The 14,133-nt window shown below is 70.8% G+C and carries 15 protein-coding genes and 1 pseudogene; 7 read left to right on the top strand and 9 right to left on the bottom strand.

Annotation, left to right across the window (positions count from 1 at the left end):
* Positions 1-128: 128 nt before the first annotated feature.
* From ABTX60_RS29705 to ABTX60_RS29690, 4 genes are all read left to right on the top strand, one after another.
* A complete protein-coding gene (locus ABTX60_RS29705; RefSeq protein WP_352100090.1) occupies positions 129-764 on the top strand; it encodes a hypothetical protein in 636 nt (211 codons plus the stop codon).
* A complete protein-coding gene (locus tag ABTX60_RS29700; protein WP_352100089.1) occupies positions 761-1,267 on the top strand; it encodes a DUF6023 family protein in 507 nt (168 codons plus the stop codon). Before ABTX60_RS29705 ends, ABTX60_RS29700 begins: the two co-directional genes overlap by 4 nt.
* A 567-nt stretch (positions 1,268-1,834) precedes the next feature.
* Positions 1,835-2,347 carry a hypothetical protein gene (locus tag ABTX60_RS29695; protein ID WP_352100088.1) on the top strand — a complete coding sequence of 171 codons (513 nt, stop codon included), beginning with the start codon at positions 1,835-1,837 and terminating at the stop codon, positions 2,345-2,347.
* A 459-nt stretch (positions 2,348-2,806) separates the two neighbouring features.
* Positions 2,807-3,163: a DUF2752 domain-containing protein gene (locus tag ABTX60_RS29690; protein ID WP_352100087.1), complete on the top strand. Its 357-nt coding sequence runs from the start codon at positions 2,807-2,809 to the stop codon at positions 3,161-3,163.
* A gap of 27 nt (positions 3,164-3,190) precedes the next feature.
* Here ABTX60_RS29690 and ABTX60_RS29685 read toward each other — a convergent pair whose 3' ends face one another.
* From ABTX60_RS29685 to ABTX60_RS29670, 4 genes and pseudogenes are all read right to left on the bottom strand, one after another.
* The gene (locus tag ABTX60_RS29685) at positions 3,191-4,141 is read right to left on the bottom strand and encodes an aminoglycoside phosphotransferase family protein (RefSeq protein ID WP_502992422.1); all 951 of its coding nucleotides are present in this window, start codon (positions 4,139-4,141) and stop codon (positions 3,191-3,193) included.
* A gap of 179 nt (positions 4,142-4,320) precedes the next feature.
* Entirely contained in the window at positions 4,321-5,823 is a 1,503-nt protein-coding gene (locus ABTX60_RS29680) for an MFS transporter (RefSeq protein WP_352100085.1), read from the bottom strand.
* A gap of 68 nt (positions 5,824-5,891) precedes the next feature.
* The gene (locus ABTX60_RS29675; RefSeq protein WP_352100084.1) at positions 5,892-6,875 is read right to left on the bottom strand and encodes a zinc-binding dehydrogenase; all 984 of its coding nucleotides are present in this window, start codon (positions 6,873-6,875) and stop codon (positions 5,892-5,894) included.
* Positions 6,876-6,939: 64 nt separating this feature from the next.
* A pseudogene (locus ABTX60_RS29670) lies at positions 6,940-8,140 on the bottom strand (NAD(P)-binding protein).
* 138 nt (positions 8,141-8,278) lie between these two features.
* On the opposite strand from ABTX60_RS29670, the gene ABTX60_RS29665 reads away from it, so the two are divergent.
* Positions 8,279-8,956: a pentapeptide repeat-containing protein gene (locus tag ABTX60_RS29665; protein WP_352100083.1), complete on the top strand. Its 678-nt coding sequence runs from the start codon at positions 8,279-8,281 to the stop codon at positions 8,954-8,956.
* Between the two features lie 44 nt (positions 8,957-9,000).
* Here the strand turns inward: ABTX60_RS29665 and ABTX60_RS29660 are convergent, their stop codons facing one another.
* Entirely contained in the window at positions 9,001-9,501 is a 501-nt protein-coding gene (locus ABTX60_RS29660; RefSeq protein ID WP_352100082.1) for a hypothetical protein, read from the bottom strand.
* Positions 9,502-9,508: 7 nt separating this feature from the next.
* Between ABTX60_RS29660 and ABTX60_RS29655 the strand changes: the two genes are divergently transcribed.
* Positions 9,509-10,954, top strand: coding sequence for a M1 family metallopeptidase (locus ABTX60_RS29655; RefSeq protein ID WP_352100159.1), 1,446 nt, complete (start codon positions 9,509-9,511; stop codon positions 10,952-10,954).
* A 5-nt stretch (positions 10,955-10,959) separates the two neighbouring features.
* Here ABTX60_RS29655 and ABTX60_RS29650 read toward each other — a convergent pair whose 3' ends face one another.
* Positions 10,960-11,472 carry a GNAT family N-acetyltransferase gene (locus ABTX60_RS29650; protein WP_352100081.1) on the bottom strand — a complete coding sequence of 171 codons (513 nt, stop codon included), beginning with the start codon at positions 11,470-11,472 and terminating at the stop codon, positions 10,960-10,962.
* A gap of 168 nt (positions 11,473-11,640) precedes the next feature.
* Positions 11,641-12,216: a TerD family protein gene (locus tag ABTX60_RS29645; RefSeq protein WP_010035999.1), complete on the bottom strand. Its 576-nt coding sequence runs from the start codon at positions 12,214-12,216 to the stop codon at positions 11,641-11,643.
* A 160-nt stretch (positions 12,217-12,376) separates the two neighbouring features.
* Between ABTX60_RS29645 and arfB the strand changes: the two genes are divergently transcribed.
* Entirely contained in the window at positions 12,377-12,814 is a 438-nt protein-coding gene (arfB, locus tag ABTX60_RS29640) for an alternative ribosome rescue aminoacyl-tRNA hydrolase ArfB (RefSeq protein ID WP_352100080.1), read from the top strand.
* Positions 12,815-12,926: 112 nt separating this feature from the next.
* Here the strand turns inward: arfB and ABTX60_RS29635 are convergent, their stop codons facing one another.
* Entirely contained in the window at positions 12,927-13,409 is a 483-nt protein-coding gene (locus tag ABTX60_RS29635; RefSeq protein WP_352100158.1) for a GNAT family N-acetyltransferase, read from the bottom strand.
* Between the two features lie 52 nt (positions 13,410-13,461).
* Complete coding sequence (locus tag ABTX60_RS29630; RefSeq protein WP_352100079.1) at positions 13,462-14,046, bottom strand: flavin reductase family protein; 585 nt, start codon at positions 14,044-14,046, stop codon at positions 13,462-13,464.
* Positions 14,047-14,133 lie beyond the last annotated feature (87 nt).

Below are 14,133 nucleotides of genomic sequence, written 5' to 3'. Positions count from 1 at the left end.
CATAACTGTAACGCTGTATGTTCCTCTCAGGCCGCCAATCCAGGCGGCATGGGAGGGGAATCCACTTGCCTAGAACACCGGCGCGACGCTTACTCGTTTCGGCCACAGTGTTGGCCCTCGGGGCAGTAATGACGGCTACTTCCTATGCGGTTGAGGAGCCGGTTGGTACACCTCCTGAGGGAGTCACGCCAGAAAAAATTGTCACCCAGGAGACGAGCAGCACTGCGGTCGAGGGGCCTGTGATGTCGGCCCAAGAGATGGCCGCCGAGAGGGAGCTCAACGCTCTGCCAGAAGCGACGGGCGAGGGTGATGTAGGGACGCAGCGTTGCGACAACCCCTACAAGAAGTGGTACGCGCTTTCGGGTCGGAAGAAGGACTATTTCATCCCGTCCTGGTGGAACGGCACCTCATACAAGGATGGGCCGGGTGGGACGATGACGGTCGAGGTCACGAGATCCGGCAAGATCAGCCTTGAGTTGAGCGGGACCATCACGGCCGAGGCCGGCGTTCTCCTCGCGAAGGCCAAGACGGAGTTTGGCGCCAAGGTGGTTGGCGAGCTCGGCATTGGAACGGGGCACAAGTACTCCCGGCGCATCAAGAGCGGGTACTACGGGCACATGCAGTACGGCTCCTGGGGTGAGAGGTATAGCTGGGTAAAGTACGAGACGAGTGCCAACCGCTGCGGCAAGAAGAAGCTTGGGTCCGGTAGCGTGAAGATGCCGACCAGGGAGGTCGGATGGCGTTATTGGGAAACTCGGACATGATCTACGGAAAATGGTTCACGCGCCGCGGTGCTACCCTCCTCGTCCCGATCCTGTCTGCTGCCTTCCTCGTTGGATGCAGTGGCGAGCCTGAGGATAACGGCGGGCCGTCAAAAAATCCCAAACCCAGCGCTTCCCCCTCTGTGACAAATGACCAGAGGAAGGTCCTCGAGAAGCGGGCGGAAGAGGCGCTAGGGGTTGTAGAAATCGACGAACTTGACGACCTGTTTGTGCAGTCGGGATTCGAGCGCGTAAGCGACGGAATCCACCACCGCCCGGCCTTGTCGAGCGGCAAGTCCTACGCGCTTGCTGTTGTCTGCTCAGGGGTGGGGGAGGTCCGCCTCACTGTGACCATGAAACGCCCAGAGCGGCAGACCGTGGCATGCGACAGTGTCCCAGTCCGTCAACGTATTATGGATGTCACCGCGCAAATCGAGATTGATGTCGAGGGGCTTGCGGGATCATCCGGAATCGTTGGTTGGCGGATTGATGAACTAGCCAAGTAGGCATCAGGAACGACTGCGGTCCGCATCAGATACTTTGCTGCGGACCGCAGTTGCCTGCACGGGGGAGAACCGCATATGTGAATCCTGGTGAGCGTACATGTGACATTTGCGGAGTGATCCCGGGTCCTTACTGCTCCTAGGGCTAAGCCGTCCCGCAACAGCCGCAGCCGTCGGCATGGGCCTGATGTTTTGGGCGTCTCGGCCGCCCGGACTGGTTCGCGACCGTAGCCAACTCGTCCTGGTCTCAATCCTGGTCTCAATAGGCCCTGATTCCACTGACGTCCGTTGGCGTCCCGCAAAGTCGGAGACCTGTCTGAGCGGCGATGTCTCACGCTTCGCGGACTCCGGCGGACACCCCCGGACCAAGATCGGACAACTTGTAATGCGTAGGTCGTCGGTTCGAATCCGACAGGGGGCTCCCTGAACCCCAGGTCAGAGATCATCTGGCCTGGGGTTTTCGCGCGCCGCCGGTCTTCGCCGGATGCCCTCGGAAGTATTCCGTCGTTCATGCCCTGACCGCCCGACGGCCGAGTGGACGCACCGGAACATCGGGTGTGCCACTGGTTGGTGAAGTCGTACAGCTTGAACATTGTGCGGGGCGCGTCGGCGCCGGAGCAATCCGTTCGCGAATTCGGAAAACTGTTGGCCGGGACCATCCTGCGGGATCAGATCTTCACGCAGTTCGACCGGTGCCGGATCCGCGCCGGAGAGCAGGGAAAGTCGCTGCGCGTACTCCTGCGGCCGGACGGCCCGCAGGTCTCGCGTATCCCGTGGGAGTACATGGTCGATCCGGCTCGCCATGACTATCTCGCGCTTCGCGTACCCGTGGTGCGGGACTTGCGGCTCATGAACCCGATCTCGCCGATGCCCTTGGCCCTGCCGCTTCGGGTACTGGGTGTCTCGGCACTCCCGGAGGACCTTCCGCCGCTGGAGGCGCAGCAGGAGCGGGATCGGATCGTGCAGGTCCTGCAGAAAGTGGAAGTTCACTGGTTGCCCGGGGACCGTTATAAGGATCTCGAGAGGGCGTTGAGCAGCGGCACGTGGCACGTGCTCCACTGCGTCTGTCCCGCGAAGAGGTGAAGGTCCGCCAAGGCACTCTGGAGTGGGCCACACCCGTGCTGTTTCTCGCGTCCGAGACGGTACAGATATTCGCCTCGCAGCCGACGCCCCCGAAGGGGGAGGGCGGGTCACCGAGGCCGCATACGCCGCCCGGCGGCTCCCCGCCGGCACCCCCGAAGTCGCGGCCGGTCGCCCAGGTCGGTCCTTGCGGGCACATGGCACTCGGGCCCGCGAACCTCCTGGCCGTCGCCTGTGATGACGGCGTCGTCCGGGTCTTGGACACGGAACGCGGGGAGCTGGCCGCCCAGTGCATGCCCGTGCAGCGCGAGAAGCCGGTCCGGCTGGCCTGGAGTCCGTGGCGACGGCACGTGGCGAGTCGGCACAAGGACGGCACGGGTCCGACACCTCCACCGAGTACATGCCCGCGCCATGACCGTAGGGTGCCGCCCTCCGCGCGGACGGGCCGCCCTCGAAGCGTGGTTGGGTGCCCTCCTTCTGGCGGCGGTCGCCGTCGCCACGGCCCTTGCGGATCCCGCCCGACCCGGTCCGTTCCCCGCCTGCCCGTTCCGGGCCGTCACAGGACTCGACTGCCCCGGCTGCGGGAGCCTGCGTGCGCTGCACGAACTCACCCGCGGTCACATGGCGGCGGCAGCGGACCACAACGCCCTGCTGCTCGCTTTTCTGCCGGTCGGTGTGGTGGTGTGGCTGCGCTTCGTCTTCGGCAGGTTCCGGCCACGCGTTCTCCCGGTGTGGTGGGGGCGGGCCGCGCTCGCCGTGCTGCTCCTGTGGAGCGTGATCCGCAACCTTCCCGTCTTCGGCGGCGTACTGGCCTCCTGACCCGAACACCTTCGTCGATGGGCTGACTCAGTCGCGGAGCCACTGTGACCGGGGAGCGGGCCGATGGCGGAGCCGTCGGGCGATCTCCAGTCGGGCGTCGTCGATCGGGCGGCCCTCCTCGATGTCCCACAGGGTGTTCTGGAGGAGGCGGGCGAGGGTCCAGGCGCGGGCGCGGTCGCGGTCCAGGGTGAGGATGTCGGTCATGGCGTCGAAGCGCCAGAGGATGTCGTCGGGGTCGTAGCGGTTGTCCAGGGCGGGCCACAGTTCGAAGCCGGGGTCGCCGGCGAGGGGCTTGGGGTCGATCGCGAGCCAGGGGGCGCGGCCGGAGGCGAGGACGTTCTCGTCGTGGAGGTCCCAGTGCAGGAGGCGATCACCCGGCTCGTCCATTACCTCGCGTACGGCGGCCGCGCAGTCGGCGACGAGGCGGCGGGCCTCGGGGTCGGGGATGCGGCCCAGGGCCCGGGGGGTCCGTTCGAGCATGCCCTGGGCGATGTCGCCGAGGCGGCGCAGGCCGGGTGGGGCCGGGAAGGACGTGAGGTGGGCCAGGAGCTCGGCGATGGTGACCACGGCCTGGTGGGCGTCCGGCACCTGGGACAGCATGCGGGTCTCGTCGAGGCGTTCCAGCAGCATGGTGCCGGTGGGCTCGTCGTGTTCGAGGAGGCGGACGGCTCCGTCGCCGTCCCAGGCGCGCAACGCGACCGGTTCGCCCTCGCTCTCCTCGTCGAGGATCTGGAGCTTGAGGACCGCCGGGGTGCCGTCGGCGGTCCGGATGACCGGGACGACCAGGGCGGAGACGCCGTGCATCGGGGGACCGTCGGGCTTCAGGTCCCAGTGGCCGAGGAAGCGGGCCGTCTGCTCCGGCAGCCCGGCGATGAAGGCGCGGCCCGCCTCGCCGTTGAACTTCTCCTGTGATGCCGCCAGTTCCCGGGGAATGTCGATCACTCCCGGCACGGTAGTGGGGGGCGCCGGGGCGGGCATGCGAATTTCGCCGGGCTCCGCACCCCCCAAGCCGGGGCGGGATCCCGTCCCCTCCTGTACCGGGCTTTCCGTCTCCTCCCGTACCGGGCCTCCCGTCCCCCTCCGGTACCGGGCTTCCCGTCCCCTCCCGAGCCGGGGCGGGACCCCGTCCCCTCAGGCCGGGGCGGGCCCCCCGCCCCTCACGTCGCCGGTTCCGGTACGGGCGCGTCGGCCGGTGCGCCGTGTTTCGGGGCCTTCGTCGTCACCATCAGGCCCGCGATGAGTGCGGCCAGCAGCATGATGCCGGCGGCCCACCAGATGGCGACGGTGTAGCCGTGGACGACGCCTTCGCGGACGACCCGGGTGCGGTCCGAGGGGTTGGTGAGGTGGGCCGTGACGTAGGTGGCGGTGCTGGTCGTCGCGATGGTGTTGAGGAGGGCCGTGCCGATGGAGCCGCCGACCTGCTGCGAGGTGTTGACCGTCGCGGACGTCACGCCCGAGTCGTGCGGGGCGACGCCCGCGGTGGCGGTGGCGAAGACCGGCATGAACGTCAGGCCCATGCCGAGGCCGAGCAGCAGCAGCGCGGGCAGGATCTCGGTGGCGTAGGAGGAGTGCGTGGTCATCCGGGTGAGGATCACCATGCCGCCCGCCGCCAGGAGCATGCCGGGGACCATCAGCATGCGCGGCGGCACGCGCTGGAGCAGCCGGGCGGAGATCTGCGTCGAGCCGATGATGATGGCGACCGTGAGGGGCAGGAAGGCCAGGCCCGTCTTGACGGGGGAGTACACGAGCACGGCCTGGAGGTAGTACGTCATGAACAGGAACAGGCCGAACATGCCGATCACGGCCAGTGCCATGGTCAGGAAGCACCCGGCGCGGTTGCGGTCGCGGATGATGTGCAGCGGCAGCAGCGGCATGGGTGCCCGGGACTGCCACCACACGAACACCGCGAGCAGGACGGCGCCCCCGGCGAACAGCGACAGCACCATCGGGTCGGTCCAGCCGCGGGACTCGGCCTCGCTGAAGCCGTAGACGATTGCGACGAGGCCGCCGCAGCCGAGCAGGACGCCGGGGACGTCGAGGCGGGCGCCGGCGTGGCCGGGGCGGTCGTGCAGCAGGGCGAGCGCGCCGAGGACGGCGGCGATCGCGATGGGCACGTTGACGTAGAGGCACCACCGCCAGCCCAGGTACTCGGTGAGCAGACCGCCGACGATGAAGCCGAGCGCGGCGCCGCTGCCGGCCAGGGCGCCGTAGATGCCGAAGGCCTTGCCCCGTTCCCTGGGGTCGGTGAAGGTCGTCGTCAGCAGGGACAGCGCGGAGGGGGCCAGAAGGGCGGCGAACACGCCCTGGAGGGCGCGGGCGCCGAAGAGCATGCCCGCTCCGGTGGCGGCGCCGCCGAGCGCGGAGGCGGCGGCGAAGCCGATCAGCCCGATGACGAAGGTCCGCTTGCGGCCGACCAGGTCGGCAACCCGGCCGCCCAGCAGGAGCAGTCCGCCGAAGGCGAGGGTGTAGGCGGTGATGACCCACTGCCGGTTGCCGTCGGACATGCCGAGGTCGCGCTGTGCGGACGGGAGGGCGATGTTCACGATGGTCGCGTCGAGCACGACCATCAGCTGGGCCAGGGCGATGACGACCAGGCCCCACCAGCGGCGCGGGTCGGTGTCCACGGGAGGGCCGTCCGCGCCTGTCCGGGTGACACTCATCTGGTCAGAAGACCATGGATCGGAGCGGCCTGCATCCGCGCAATCGTCGCCGCCTGCGGGGCGTCGGGTCATGGCTCCAGAACCACCTTCCCGGTCGTGCCGCGGGTCTCCAGCGCGCGGTGCGCGGCCGCCGCCTCGGCGAGCGGGAAGCGCTGCACGGCCGGGGTGAGCCGGCCGGCGGCGGCCTCGGTGAGGGCGCGCAGTTCGAGGGTGCGCAGGGGGTCGGGTCCGCCGGCCTTGCCCAGCATCGCCGGGCCGAGGACCTGCTCGGAGACGCCGTCGACGAGGTAGGGGCCGCCGGAGTGGATGCCCTCGCCGGACCAGCCGAAGACGATGTGCCTGCCGCCCGGGCCGAGGAGGGCGACGGCCTCGCGGGCGATGTCCCCGCCGACCCCGTCGAAGACGACGGTCGCGGCCCTGCCGCCGAGATGGGCGCGGACCTTCGCGGGCCAGGCGGGGTCCTTGTAGTCGACGGCGAGATCGGCGCCGCCCGCCTGCACACGGGCGGTCTTCTCCGGCCCGCCCGCGAGGCCCACGACGGTCGCGCCGGCGTTCTTGGCGTACTGCACGAGGAGGGTGCCGATGCCTCCGGCGGCGGCCGGGACGACGACCACGGAGTCGGGGCCGAGGTCGGCGAACTGCAGGATCCCCATCGCGGTACGGCCCGTGCCGATCATGGCCACGGCTTCGGCGAAGTCGAGGTTCCCGGGGATCTCGTGCAGGCGCTCGGCCTCGGTGACGGCCAGTTCGGCGTAGCCGCCCGGGACGAAGCCGAGGTGGGCGACGACCCGCTTGCCGAGCCACAGCCCGGCGACTCCTTCGCCCAGGGACTCGACGACGCCGGCGACCTCGCGGCCGGGGACCGTGGGCAGGGTCGCCGGCTCGTTCGCCGGGCCGCCCGGCATGCCCTCGCGCAGGGCGGCGTCCAGGAGGTGGACGCCCGCCGCGCGTACGGCGATACGCACCTGGCCGGGACCCGGCCGGGGGTCCTCGACCTCCTCGTAGGTGAGGTTCTCGGCCGGGCCGAAGGCGTGCAGGCGGATGGCGTACATGGCGACTCCTCTGGAGGGCGTTCGCTTCCTCTGACAGGGCGTTCGATGCGACCAGCCTTCAACCTCAAGCTTGCTTGAGGTCAAGCTCGCGTCGGCCGAGAGCCAGGGAGACCGCAGTCAGGGCGCTGTTGAAGGACACCTCCGACAGCACTCCGGGGGCCGCGACCTGGTCGCCGGCGAGGTAGACCCCGTCGCCCCGGTCCACGGCCGGCCGGTCGCGCCGGCTGGTGCCGGGCAGGTCGACCGCGCCCGTACGGCCGTTCGCCACCGACTCGCGCCGCCAGGTGAGCCGCTCGCGCCAGCCCGGGAAGCCGAGGTCGAGCAACTGCTCGGCGCGGGCGGTGCCGTCGGCCTTGGACTCGTGCGGGGCGAGGGGGATCTGCCCCTTGATCAGCTGCTCCCCGGCCGGAGCGAGGCTGCGGTCCTGGGCGGTGAACCGCTCCAGCCAGCCCGGTGCGTCCAGGTCGGAGACCACGAAGGCGTCCCCGCGGCGGGTGCGCACGGCCAGGTCGACGAGGGCGGTACGGCCGCTCGGCCAGCTCAGGGAATCGTCGCCGAGCAGGCGGCGGGCGGCGTCGAGGGAGGTGGCCACGACGACGGGTGTGTCGGTGGGGAGCGATTCGACGCGGGACAGGGTCTCCATCCGGACACCCAGGTTCCAGGTGCGGTCGGCCATCCGGTCGATGAGGCTCGCCCAACGGCCGCGCGGGTGGTGCGCCTCGGGCGGCAGCTTGGTGGCCCGGCGCAGCCGCTCCTGCACGAACGCGGCCGACAGCGACCCGGGGTCGTGGTGGAACAGGGCGACCGCCGAGATGGGGGCACCTCCCTGCTCGAGCGAAGCCGAGAGCTTGGGGGAGGGCGGCGGCCCGGGCTCCCTCCTCGCCCGCGATGCCGGTCGCCCAGGTCAGGAAGTCGGCGTCCACGGGGGCCTGCCGGCCCGTCCGGCGCAGCAGCTTCACCAGGGCGAGGGGCGGGGTGCGGCGCAGCACGCCCTGGTGCCGCAGCCGGAGCCGGGCGGCCTCCAGGGGCGGGAGCGGGGCGAGCGGGCCGATGAGGTCGCGCTGCCGGAGCCAGGCCCAGTGCGGGCCGCCGTTGTAGAGGGCGTGCGGGCCCTCGTTGGTGCGGTACGGGCCCTCGGCGGTGCGCGCCCGGCCGCCGAGCGTGTGGTGGGCCTCGTGGAGGGTGACCTCGGCGCCTGCCTCGGCGGCGGTGATGGCCGCGGTCAGTCCGGCGAAGCCGCCGCCGATGACGGTGATGCGGTGCATGACGTGGATCTCCCTCGGGTCGGGGCCGCCTTCCGGCGTGCCTTCCGCAGTACGACCGATCGAGGGCGCCGGAATGTGACATCACCGGTGTCCATGCAGGTCAGGGCGATTGTCAGTGGCGGGGTGCAGCATGGGGACATGGCGAGGAGAGCGGCGGGCGGTACGGGTGTGAAGGGCGCGCGGCGACCGGAGGTGCGGCTGCCGGTGCTGGAGCCGTTCGGGGGCGGTGAGCTGGAGCCGGACGGGGACTACGACGGGCTGGAGTTCCAAGGCGCCGACCTCTCCGGGCAGGACGGAGCGGGCGCCCGTTTCATGGACTGTGCCCTGACGGGCTGCGAGCTGGACGAGACCCGGCTGCGGCACGCCCGTCTGCTGGACTCGGTCCTCACCGGCGTCCGGGGCGTCGGCACCGACCTCGCCGAGGCGACCCTGCGCGATGTGGAGCTGACCGACGCCCGGCTCGGCGGACCGCAGCTGCACGGGGCGGTGCTGGAGCGGGTGCTGATCCGCGGCGGCAAGATCGACTACCTGAACCTGCGCACGGCCCGGCTCAGAGACGTCGTCTTCGAGGGCTGCGTCCTGGTCGAGCCGGACTTCGGCGGCGCGCGCCTGGAGCGCGTGGAGTTCGTGGACTGCGCCCTGAAGGGCGCCGACCTGCACGCGGCGACCCTCACGGACGTCGACCTGCGCGGCGCCGCGTCGCTGGAGATCAGCCGCGGCCTGGACCGGCTGTCGGGGGCGGTGATCAGCACGGCGCAGCTGCTGGATCTGGCGCCGGTGCTCGCGGCGCAATGGGGGATCCGCGTCGAGGGCTGAGGCCCCCTGAGCCGGGGACCGAGGCCGCCTGAGCCCGGCGGCGGCTACGGCAGGCGGGGGTAGCGGGCCTGGAGAGTCCAGATCGCCGGGTTTTCCGCGAGGTCGTCGTGGAGGTCGGTGAGGTCGGCGATCAGGTCGTGCAGGAAGTCCCGGGCCTCGCGGCGCAGTTCGCTGTGGGAGACGGTGAGTGCGGGCTCCTCCGCGCGCATCCAGTCGGCCTCGATGTCCACCCAGCCGAAGCGGCGCTCGAACAGCATCCGGTCCGTCGACTCGGTGAAGTCCAGCTCGGCCCGCTGCGGCCGGGACGCCCTGGAGCCCGCCGGGTCCCGGTCGATCCGCTCCACGATGTCGCACAGCGCCCACGCGAAGTCGAGCACCGGCACCCATCCCCAGGCTGTGGACACCTCGTGATCCGTCTTGGTGTCCGCCAGATAGACGTCCCCGCAGAACAGGTCGTGCCGCAGTGCCCGGACGTCCGCGCGGCGGTAGTCGGTCTGCGGCGGGTCGGGGAAGCGGTTGGAGAGGGCGTAGCCGATGTCGAGCACGGAGGTGATGGTGTCACGCGCCCGTAGGATCGCGAACGTGGCCCGATCTGTACGTCTTGTCCCCACCCTGCCCGCAGCCACCCTGCTCGTCTGCGCCCTCGCCCTCACCGCCTGCGGCGGCGGGGTGCACGGCACCCCGGGCGGCTCCGGCGTCCGCGACCCCTACTTCCCGAAGGCCGGCAACGGCGGCTACGACATCACCCACTACGGCCTGCGCCTCGCGTACGACCCCGGAGCCCACCACCTCACCGGCACGGCCACCCTCACCGCCCGCGCGACGAAGGACCTCTCCGCCTTCAACCTCGACCTGCTCGGCATGGAGGTCGAGCAGATCACCGTCGGACGCGACGCCGCCCGCTGGAACCGCGCCGGGCAGGAACTCACCGTCCGGCCGCGCGGCGACATCGACCGGGACGACACGTTCCGCGTGACCGTCCGCTACTCCGGGACGCCCGAGACCGTCACCGACCCGGACGGCTCCGAGGAGGGCTGGCTGTGCACCTCGGACGGGGCGCTCGCACTGGGCGAGCCGACGGGGTCGATGGCGTGGTTCCCCGGCAACCACCACCCCTCCGACAAGGCGGCGTACGACCTCACGGTGACCGTGCCGAAGGGCCTGCGGGCCGTTTCCAACGGGGAGTTGCGGAGCGAGACGACCGCGCGGGGGCGTACCACGTTCGTGTGGCACAGCGGTGAACCGATGGCGAGCTACCTCGCCACCCTCGCGATCGGCCGCTTCGACATCAGCCGCTCCCGGGCCGGGAGCCTGCCCGTGTACACGGCCGTCGACCCGGCCGAGGCGGCGGCGAGCCGGCCCGTGCTCGGACGGCTTCCCGAGGTACTGCGGTGGTCGGAGCGGCGGTTCGGGCCGTACCCCTTCGCCACCACCGGCGCGATCGTCGACCGCGCGGGCTTCGTCGGCTACGCCCTGGAGACCCAGAGCCGGCCGGTGTTCCCCGGCGCCCCCGGCATCACGTTCCTCGTCCATGAGCTCGCCCACCAGTGGTACGGCGACTCCGTCACGCCCGAGAGCTGGCGGGACATGTGGCTCAACGAGGGATTCGCGACGTACGCGGAGTGGCTGTGGGAGGAGGACCACGGCGGACGGAGCGCCCAGGAGACGTTCGACGAGGTGTACTCCGGTGAGTACTTCGACACGGAGGAGGCCGGGGAGGAGATCTGGGAGTTCCCGCCGGCGGACCCGCCGAGCGCCGCGCGGACCTCCGACCCTCCGGTGTACTGGCGGGGGGCGATGGTGCTGCAGAAGGTGCGGCAGGCCGTCGGGGACGACCGGTTCTTCTCGATCCTCAAGGGGTGGGCGGCGACGCACCGGTACGGGAACGCCGACACCGCCGACTTCACGGCCTATGTCGGCAAGCGGGCGCCCGGCGCGGAGTTGGAAGGGATCTGGGAGGGCTGGCTGTACGGGGAGGGGAAGCCGGAGCGGCCCTGAGGGCCCTACGACGTGGTCAGCTCCTTGCGCAACACCGCGCAGGGGCGCCCGTGCCGCAGATCCTCACGGTGGTCGACGATCTCGTAGCCGAGGGCGGTCCAGAAGGCCAGGGCCTTCGGGTTGTTCGCCAGGACGGCGAGACGGACGGCGTTGCGGCCGGCCGCGCGGAAGCGGTCCTCGACGAGTGCGGCCAGGCGGCGGCCGTGGCCCTGGCCGTGCAGCTGCGCGTCCACCATCAGCAGGCCGATCCACGGGTCCGGGTCGGCCGGGTCGGGGTCGTGGGCGAGGGTGACGGCGATGCCGATGAGCCGGCCGAAGCTGCGGGCGAGCAGGATCTCGGTGCCGGGTTGCTCCCGCTCCGCCGAGAGCGCGGCGGCGACCTGCTCGGGGCGGATGTCCTTCGGGTCGGGGAAGTCGCCGGTCAGGGTGTGAAACGCGTGGTTGGAGGCGTAGAGGGCGGTCAGCTCGGTGAGGAGGGGATCGCCGAGCGGGGCCGGCGGCAGAAGGTCGAGGATCACGTGGGGAACGTACCCGGGTGGGGAGGGTTTCGACGCGCCGTAGGGGCTCAGGTGCTCTGTTCGGTGCGGGCAGGTTGTGGCCGGTGGCGCAGTTCCCCGCGCCCCTGAGGAGGACCCCCGGGCCGGTTGTCCGGCCCGGGGGGTCTCTTCACAACGCTCAGGCGTGTGTCAGACGTTCACGCCGAAGTCCTGGGCGATGCCGACCAGGCCCGAGGCGTAGCCCTGGCCGACCGCGCGGAACTTCCACTCGGCGCCGTTGCGGTACAGCTCGCCGAAGACCATGGCCGTCTCCGTCGCCGCGTCCTCCGACAGGTCGTAGCGGGCGATCTCGGCGCCGCCGGCCTGGTTGACGATGCGGATGTAGGCGTTGCGGACCTGGCCGAAGTTCTGGCTGCGGTTCTCGGCGTCGTAGATCGAGACCGGGAAGACGATCTTGTCGATGTCGGCCGGGAGGGCGGCGAGGTTGACGTTGATCGCCTCGTCGTCGCCGGCGCCCTCGCCCGTGCGGTTGTCGCCGGTGTGCACGATGGAGTTGTCCGGCGTCTGCTTGTTGTTGAAGAAGACGAAGTGGGCGTCCGAGTAGACCTTGCCCTGCGTGTTGACCGCGATCGCCGAGGCGTCGAGGTCGAAGTCCGTGCCGGTGGTGGTGCGGACGTCCCAGCCGAGGCCCACGGTGACGGCGGTCAGGCCCGGAGCCTCCTTGGTGAGCGAGACGTTGCCACCCTTGGACAGGCTTACAGCCATTGTTGGGAGTCCCTTCCCTCGTTTACGTGCGGCGAAGAAGCTGCGGCACCGAAGCTACAGCTACCCCCATGAACGTGGAGAGGGGTACGCGAGGTTCCAGGTCCTTTACTTTCTTTACTCGCCGTTATTGGGATGACGTGGACGGGACAGAAGCGGGAACATGGACGGCATGTCCGGTCACCACGTCATCCGCGGCTCCGTCTCCCTGCCCGAGGCCGAGCTCATGTGGCGTTTCTCGCGGTCGTCGGGGCCGGGTGGGCAGCACGTCAACACCAGCGACTCGAAGGTCGAGCTGAGCTTCGACCTGGCGAAGACCGAGGCGCTGCCGGCGGTGTGGAAGCAGCGGGCCCTGGAGCGGCTGGCCGGGCGGCTGGTCGACGGGGTCGTCACCGTGCGGTCCTCCGAGCACCGCTCGCAGTGGCGCAACCGCGAGGCCGCGGCCGTACGCCTCACCGCGCTCCTGGCCGAGGCCACCGCGCCCCCGCCCAAGCCCCGCAAGCCGACCCGGATCCCCCGGGGCATCAACGAACGCCGGCTGCGGGAGAAGAAGCAGCGCTCGGAGACGAAGCAGGGGCGCTCCGCGCGGAACTGGGGCTAGGGCAGCTTCGGGACGGCTGGGGCTGGGGCAGCTTCGGGACGGCTGGGGCTGGGGCAGCTTCGGGACGGCTGGGGCTCGGGCAGCTTTCGGAACCGCTCGGGCCAGGCGGCTTTCAGGACCGCTGGGGCACCGGCAGTTCCAGGACCGCCACCGTCTGGCCCCCGCTGACCTCCCCGTTCGGGCGGAAGCCGAGTCCCCGGTAGAAGTCGCCCGGGCCGTCGGGGCCCGGGTGCCAGGTGACGTAGAGCTGCGCGCTGCCACGCCGGCGCAGTTCGGCGGCGACGGACTCGACGGCGAAACGGCCGTACCCCTTGCCCTGCTCCCCGGACGCGATGTTCAGCCGCCACAGGCCCGAGCGGCGGACGCTGCCGTCCTCGTACCAGTCGATGTCGAGGAAGGCCATGAGGAAGCCGACCGGGCGGTCGCCGTCGACGATCAGGCGGGGCCAGGCGATGCCGGGATGGACGTAGGCCTCGGCGAGGGACTTCACGACCGGGGCGACCGCGTGCTCCTGGTCGGGACGGACGCGGATGCCGAGGGCGGCGTCGAGATTCGCGGCGGTGATCTCTTCGAGGCGCGGGCCGGTCGTGGTCATGTTCATGCGGGAACCTTAGGCAAGCGGTTCGCGCCCGGGGCAACGGATTTTCTCAGTCCAACTGCCGGTACCGGCCCCGGAAATACGCCAGCGGGCCCCCCTCCGCGCTCGGCACCCCCGCCGTCAGTACGCGGCCGATCACCAGTGTGTGGTCACCGGCGGGCACACGCTGTTCGGTACGGCACTCCAGAACGGCCAGGGCGCCGCCGACCAGCGGGGAGCCGGTGTACTCGCCGCGCGTGAAGGGGATGTCCGCGAACAGCAGCCGGTCGCTGACGCGGCCCTTCATCGCGAAGCGGCCCGCGATGTGCCGCTGGCTCTCGGAGAGGACCGAGACCGCCCACAGGTCCTGCTCCTCCAGCAGCTCGTCCATGCGGGAACCCTCCCGCAGGCTCACCAGCACCAGGGGTGGATCCAGGGACACCGACATGAAGGCCGTGGCCGTCATGCCCACGTCCTCGCCGCCCGGCGCCGTGGGGTCGTCCGGGTCGAGCGGCGCCTCCTGCGCGGTCACCAGGACCACGCCCGAGGCCAGCCGGGACATGGCGGCGCGGAACTCGTCGTTGCTCACCCCCTCAGCATGCCCGGAGGCGGGCGGCGGAATGATCGGGGACGTGGCAGCGGGAGTGTTCGGCACACCCGGAACGCTAATCTCCGCCCCGCGGACCCCGCATCGGACTCCCGCCCGATCACGGTCTTAGGACCACCGGCGGACATCCGCGGC

The sequence above is a fragment of the Streptomyces sp. NPDC126510 genome (assembly GCF_040302345.1).
Taxonomy (GTDB): domain Bacteria; phylum Actinomycetota; class Actinomycetes; order Streptomycetales; family Streptomycetaceae; genus Streptomyces.
This window is presented reverse-complemented; position numbering and strand designations above follow the sequence as displayed.

Excerpts from the sequence above, each read along its gene's own strand:
- ABTX60_RS29705 (WP_352100090.1), top strand. The coding sequence starts at position 129 with ATGACGGCTACTTCCTATGCGGTTGAGGAGCCGGTTGGTACACCTCCT.
- ABTX60_RS29700 (WP_352100089.1), top strand. The coding sequence starts at position 761 with ATGATCTACGGAAAATGGTTCACGCGCCGCGGTGCTACCCTCCTCGTC.
- ABTX60_RS29685 (WP_502992422.1), bottom strand. The coding sequence starts at position 4,141 with ATGCCCGCCCCGGCGCCCCCCACTACCGTGCCGGGAGTGATCGACATT.
- ABTX60_RS29680 (WP_352100085.1), bottom strand. The coding sequence starts at position 5,823 with ATGAGTGTCACCCGGACAGGCGCGGACGGCCCTCCCGTGGACACCGAC.
- ABTX60_RS29675 (WP_352100084.1), bottom strand. The coding sequence starts at position 6,875 with ATGTACGCCATCCGCCTGCACGCCTTCGGCCCGGCCGAGAACCTCACC.
- ABTX60_RS29665 (WP_352100083.1), top strand. The coding sequence starts at position 8,279 with ATGGCGAGGAGAGCGGCGGGCGGTACGGGTGTGAAGGGCGCGCGGCGA.
- ABTX60_RS29655 (WP_352100159.1), top strand. The coding sequence starts at position 9,509 with ATGGTGTCACGCGCCCGTAGGATCGCGAACGTGGCCCGATCTGTACGT.
- ABTX60_RS29645 (WP_010035999.1), bottom strand. The coding sequence starts at position 12,216 with ATGGCTGTAAGCCTGTCCAAGGGTGGCAACGTCTCGCTCACCAAGGAG.
- arfB (WP_352100080.1), top strand. The coding sequence starts at position 12,377 with ATGGACGGCATGTCCGGTCACCACGTCATCCGCGGCTCCGTCTCCCTG.
- ABTX60_RS29635 (WP_352100158.1), bottom strand. The coding sequence starts at position 13,409 with ATGACCACGACCGGCCCGCGCCTCGAAGAGATCACCGCCGCGAATCTC.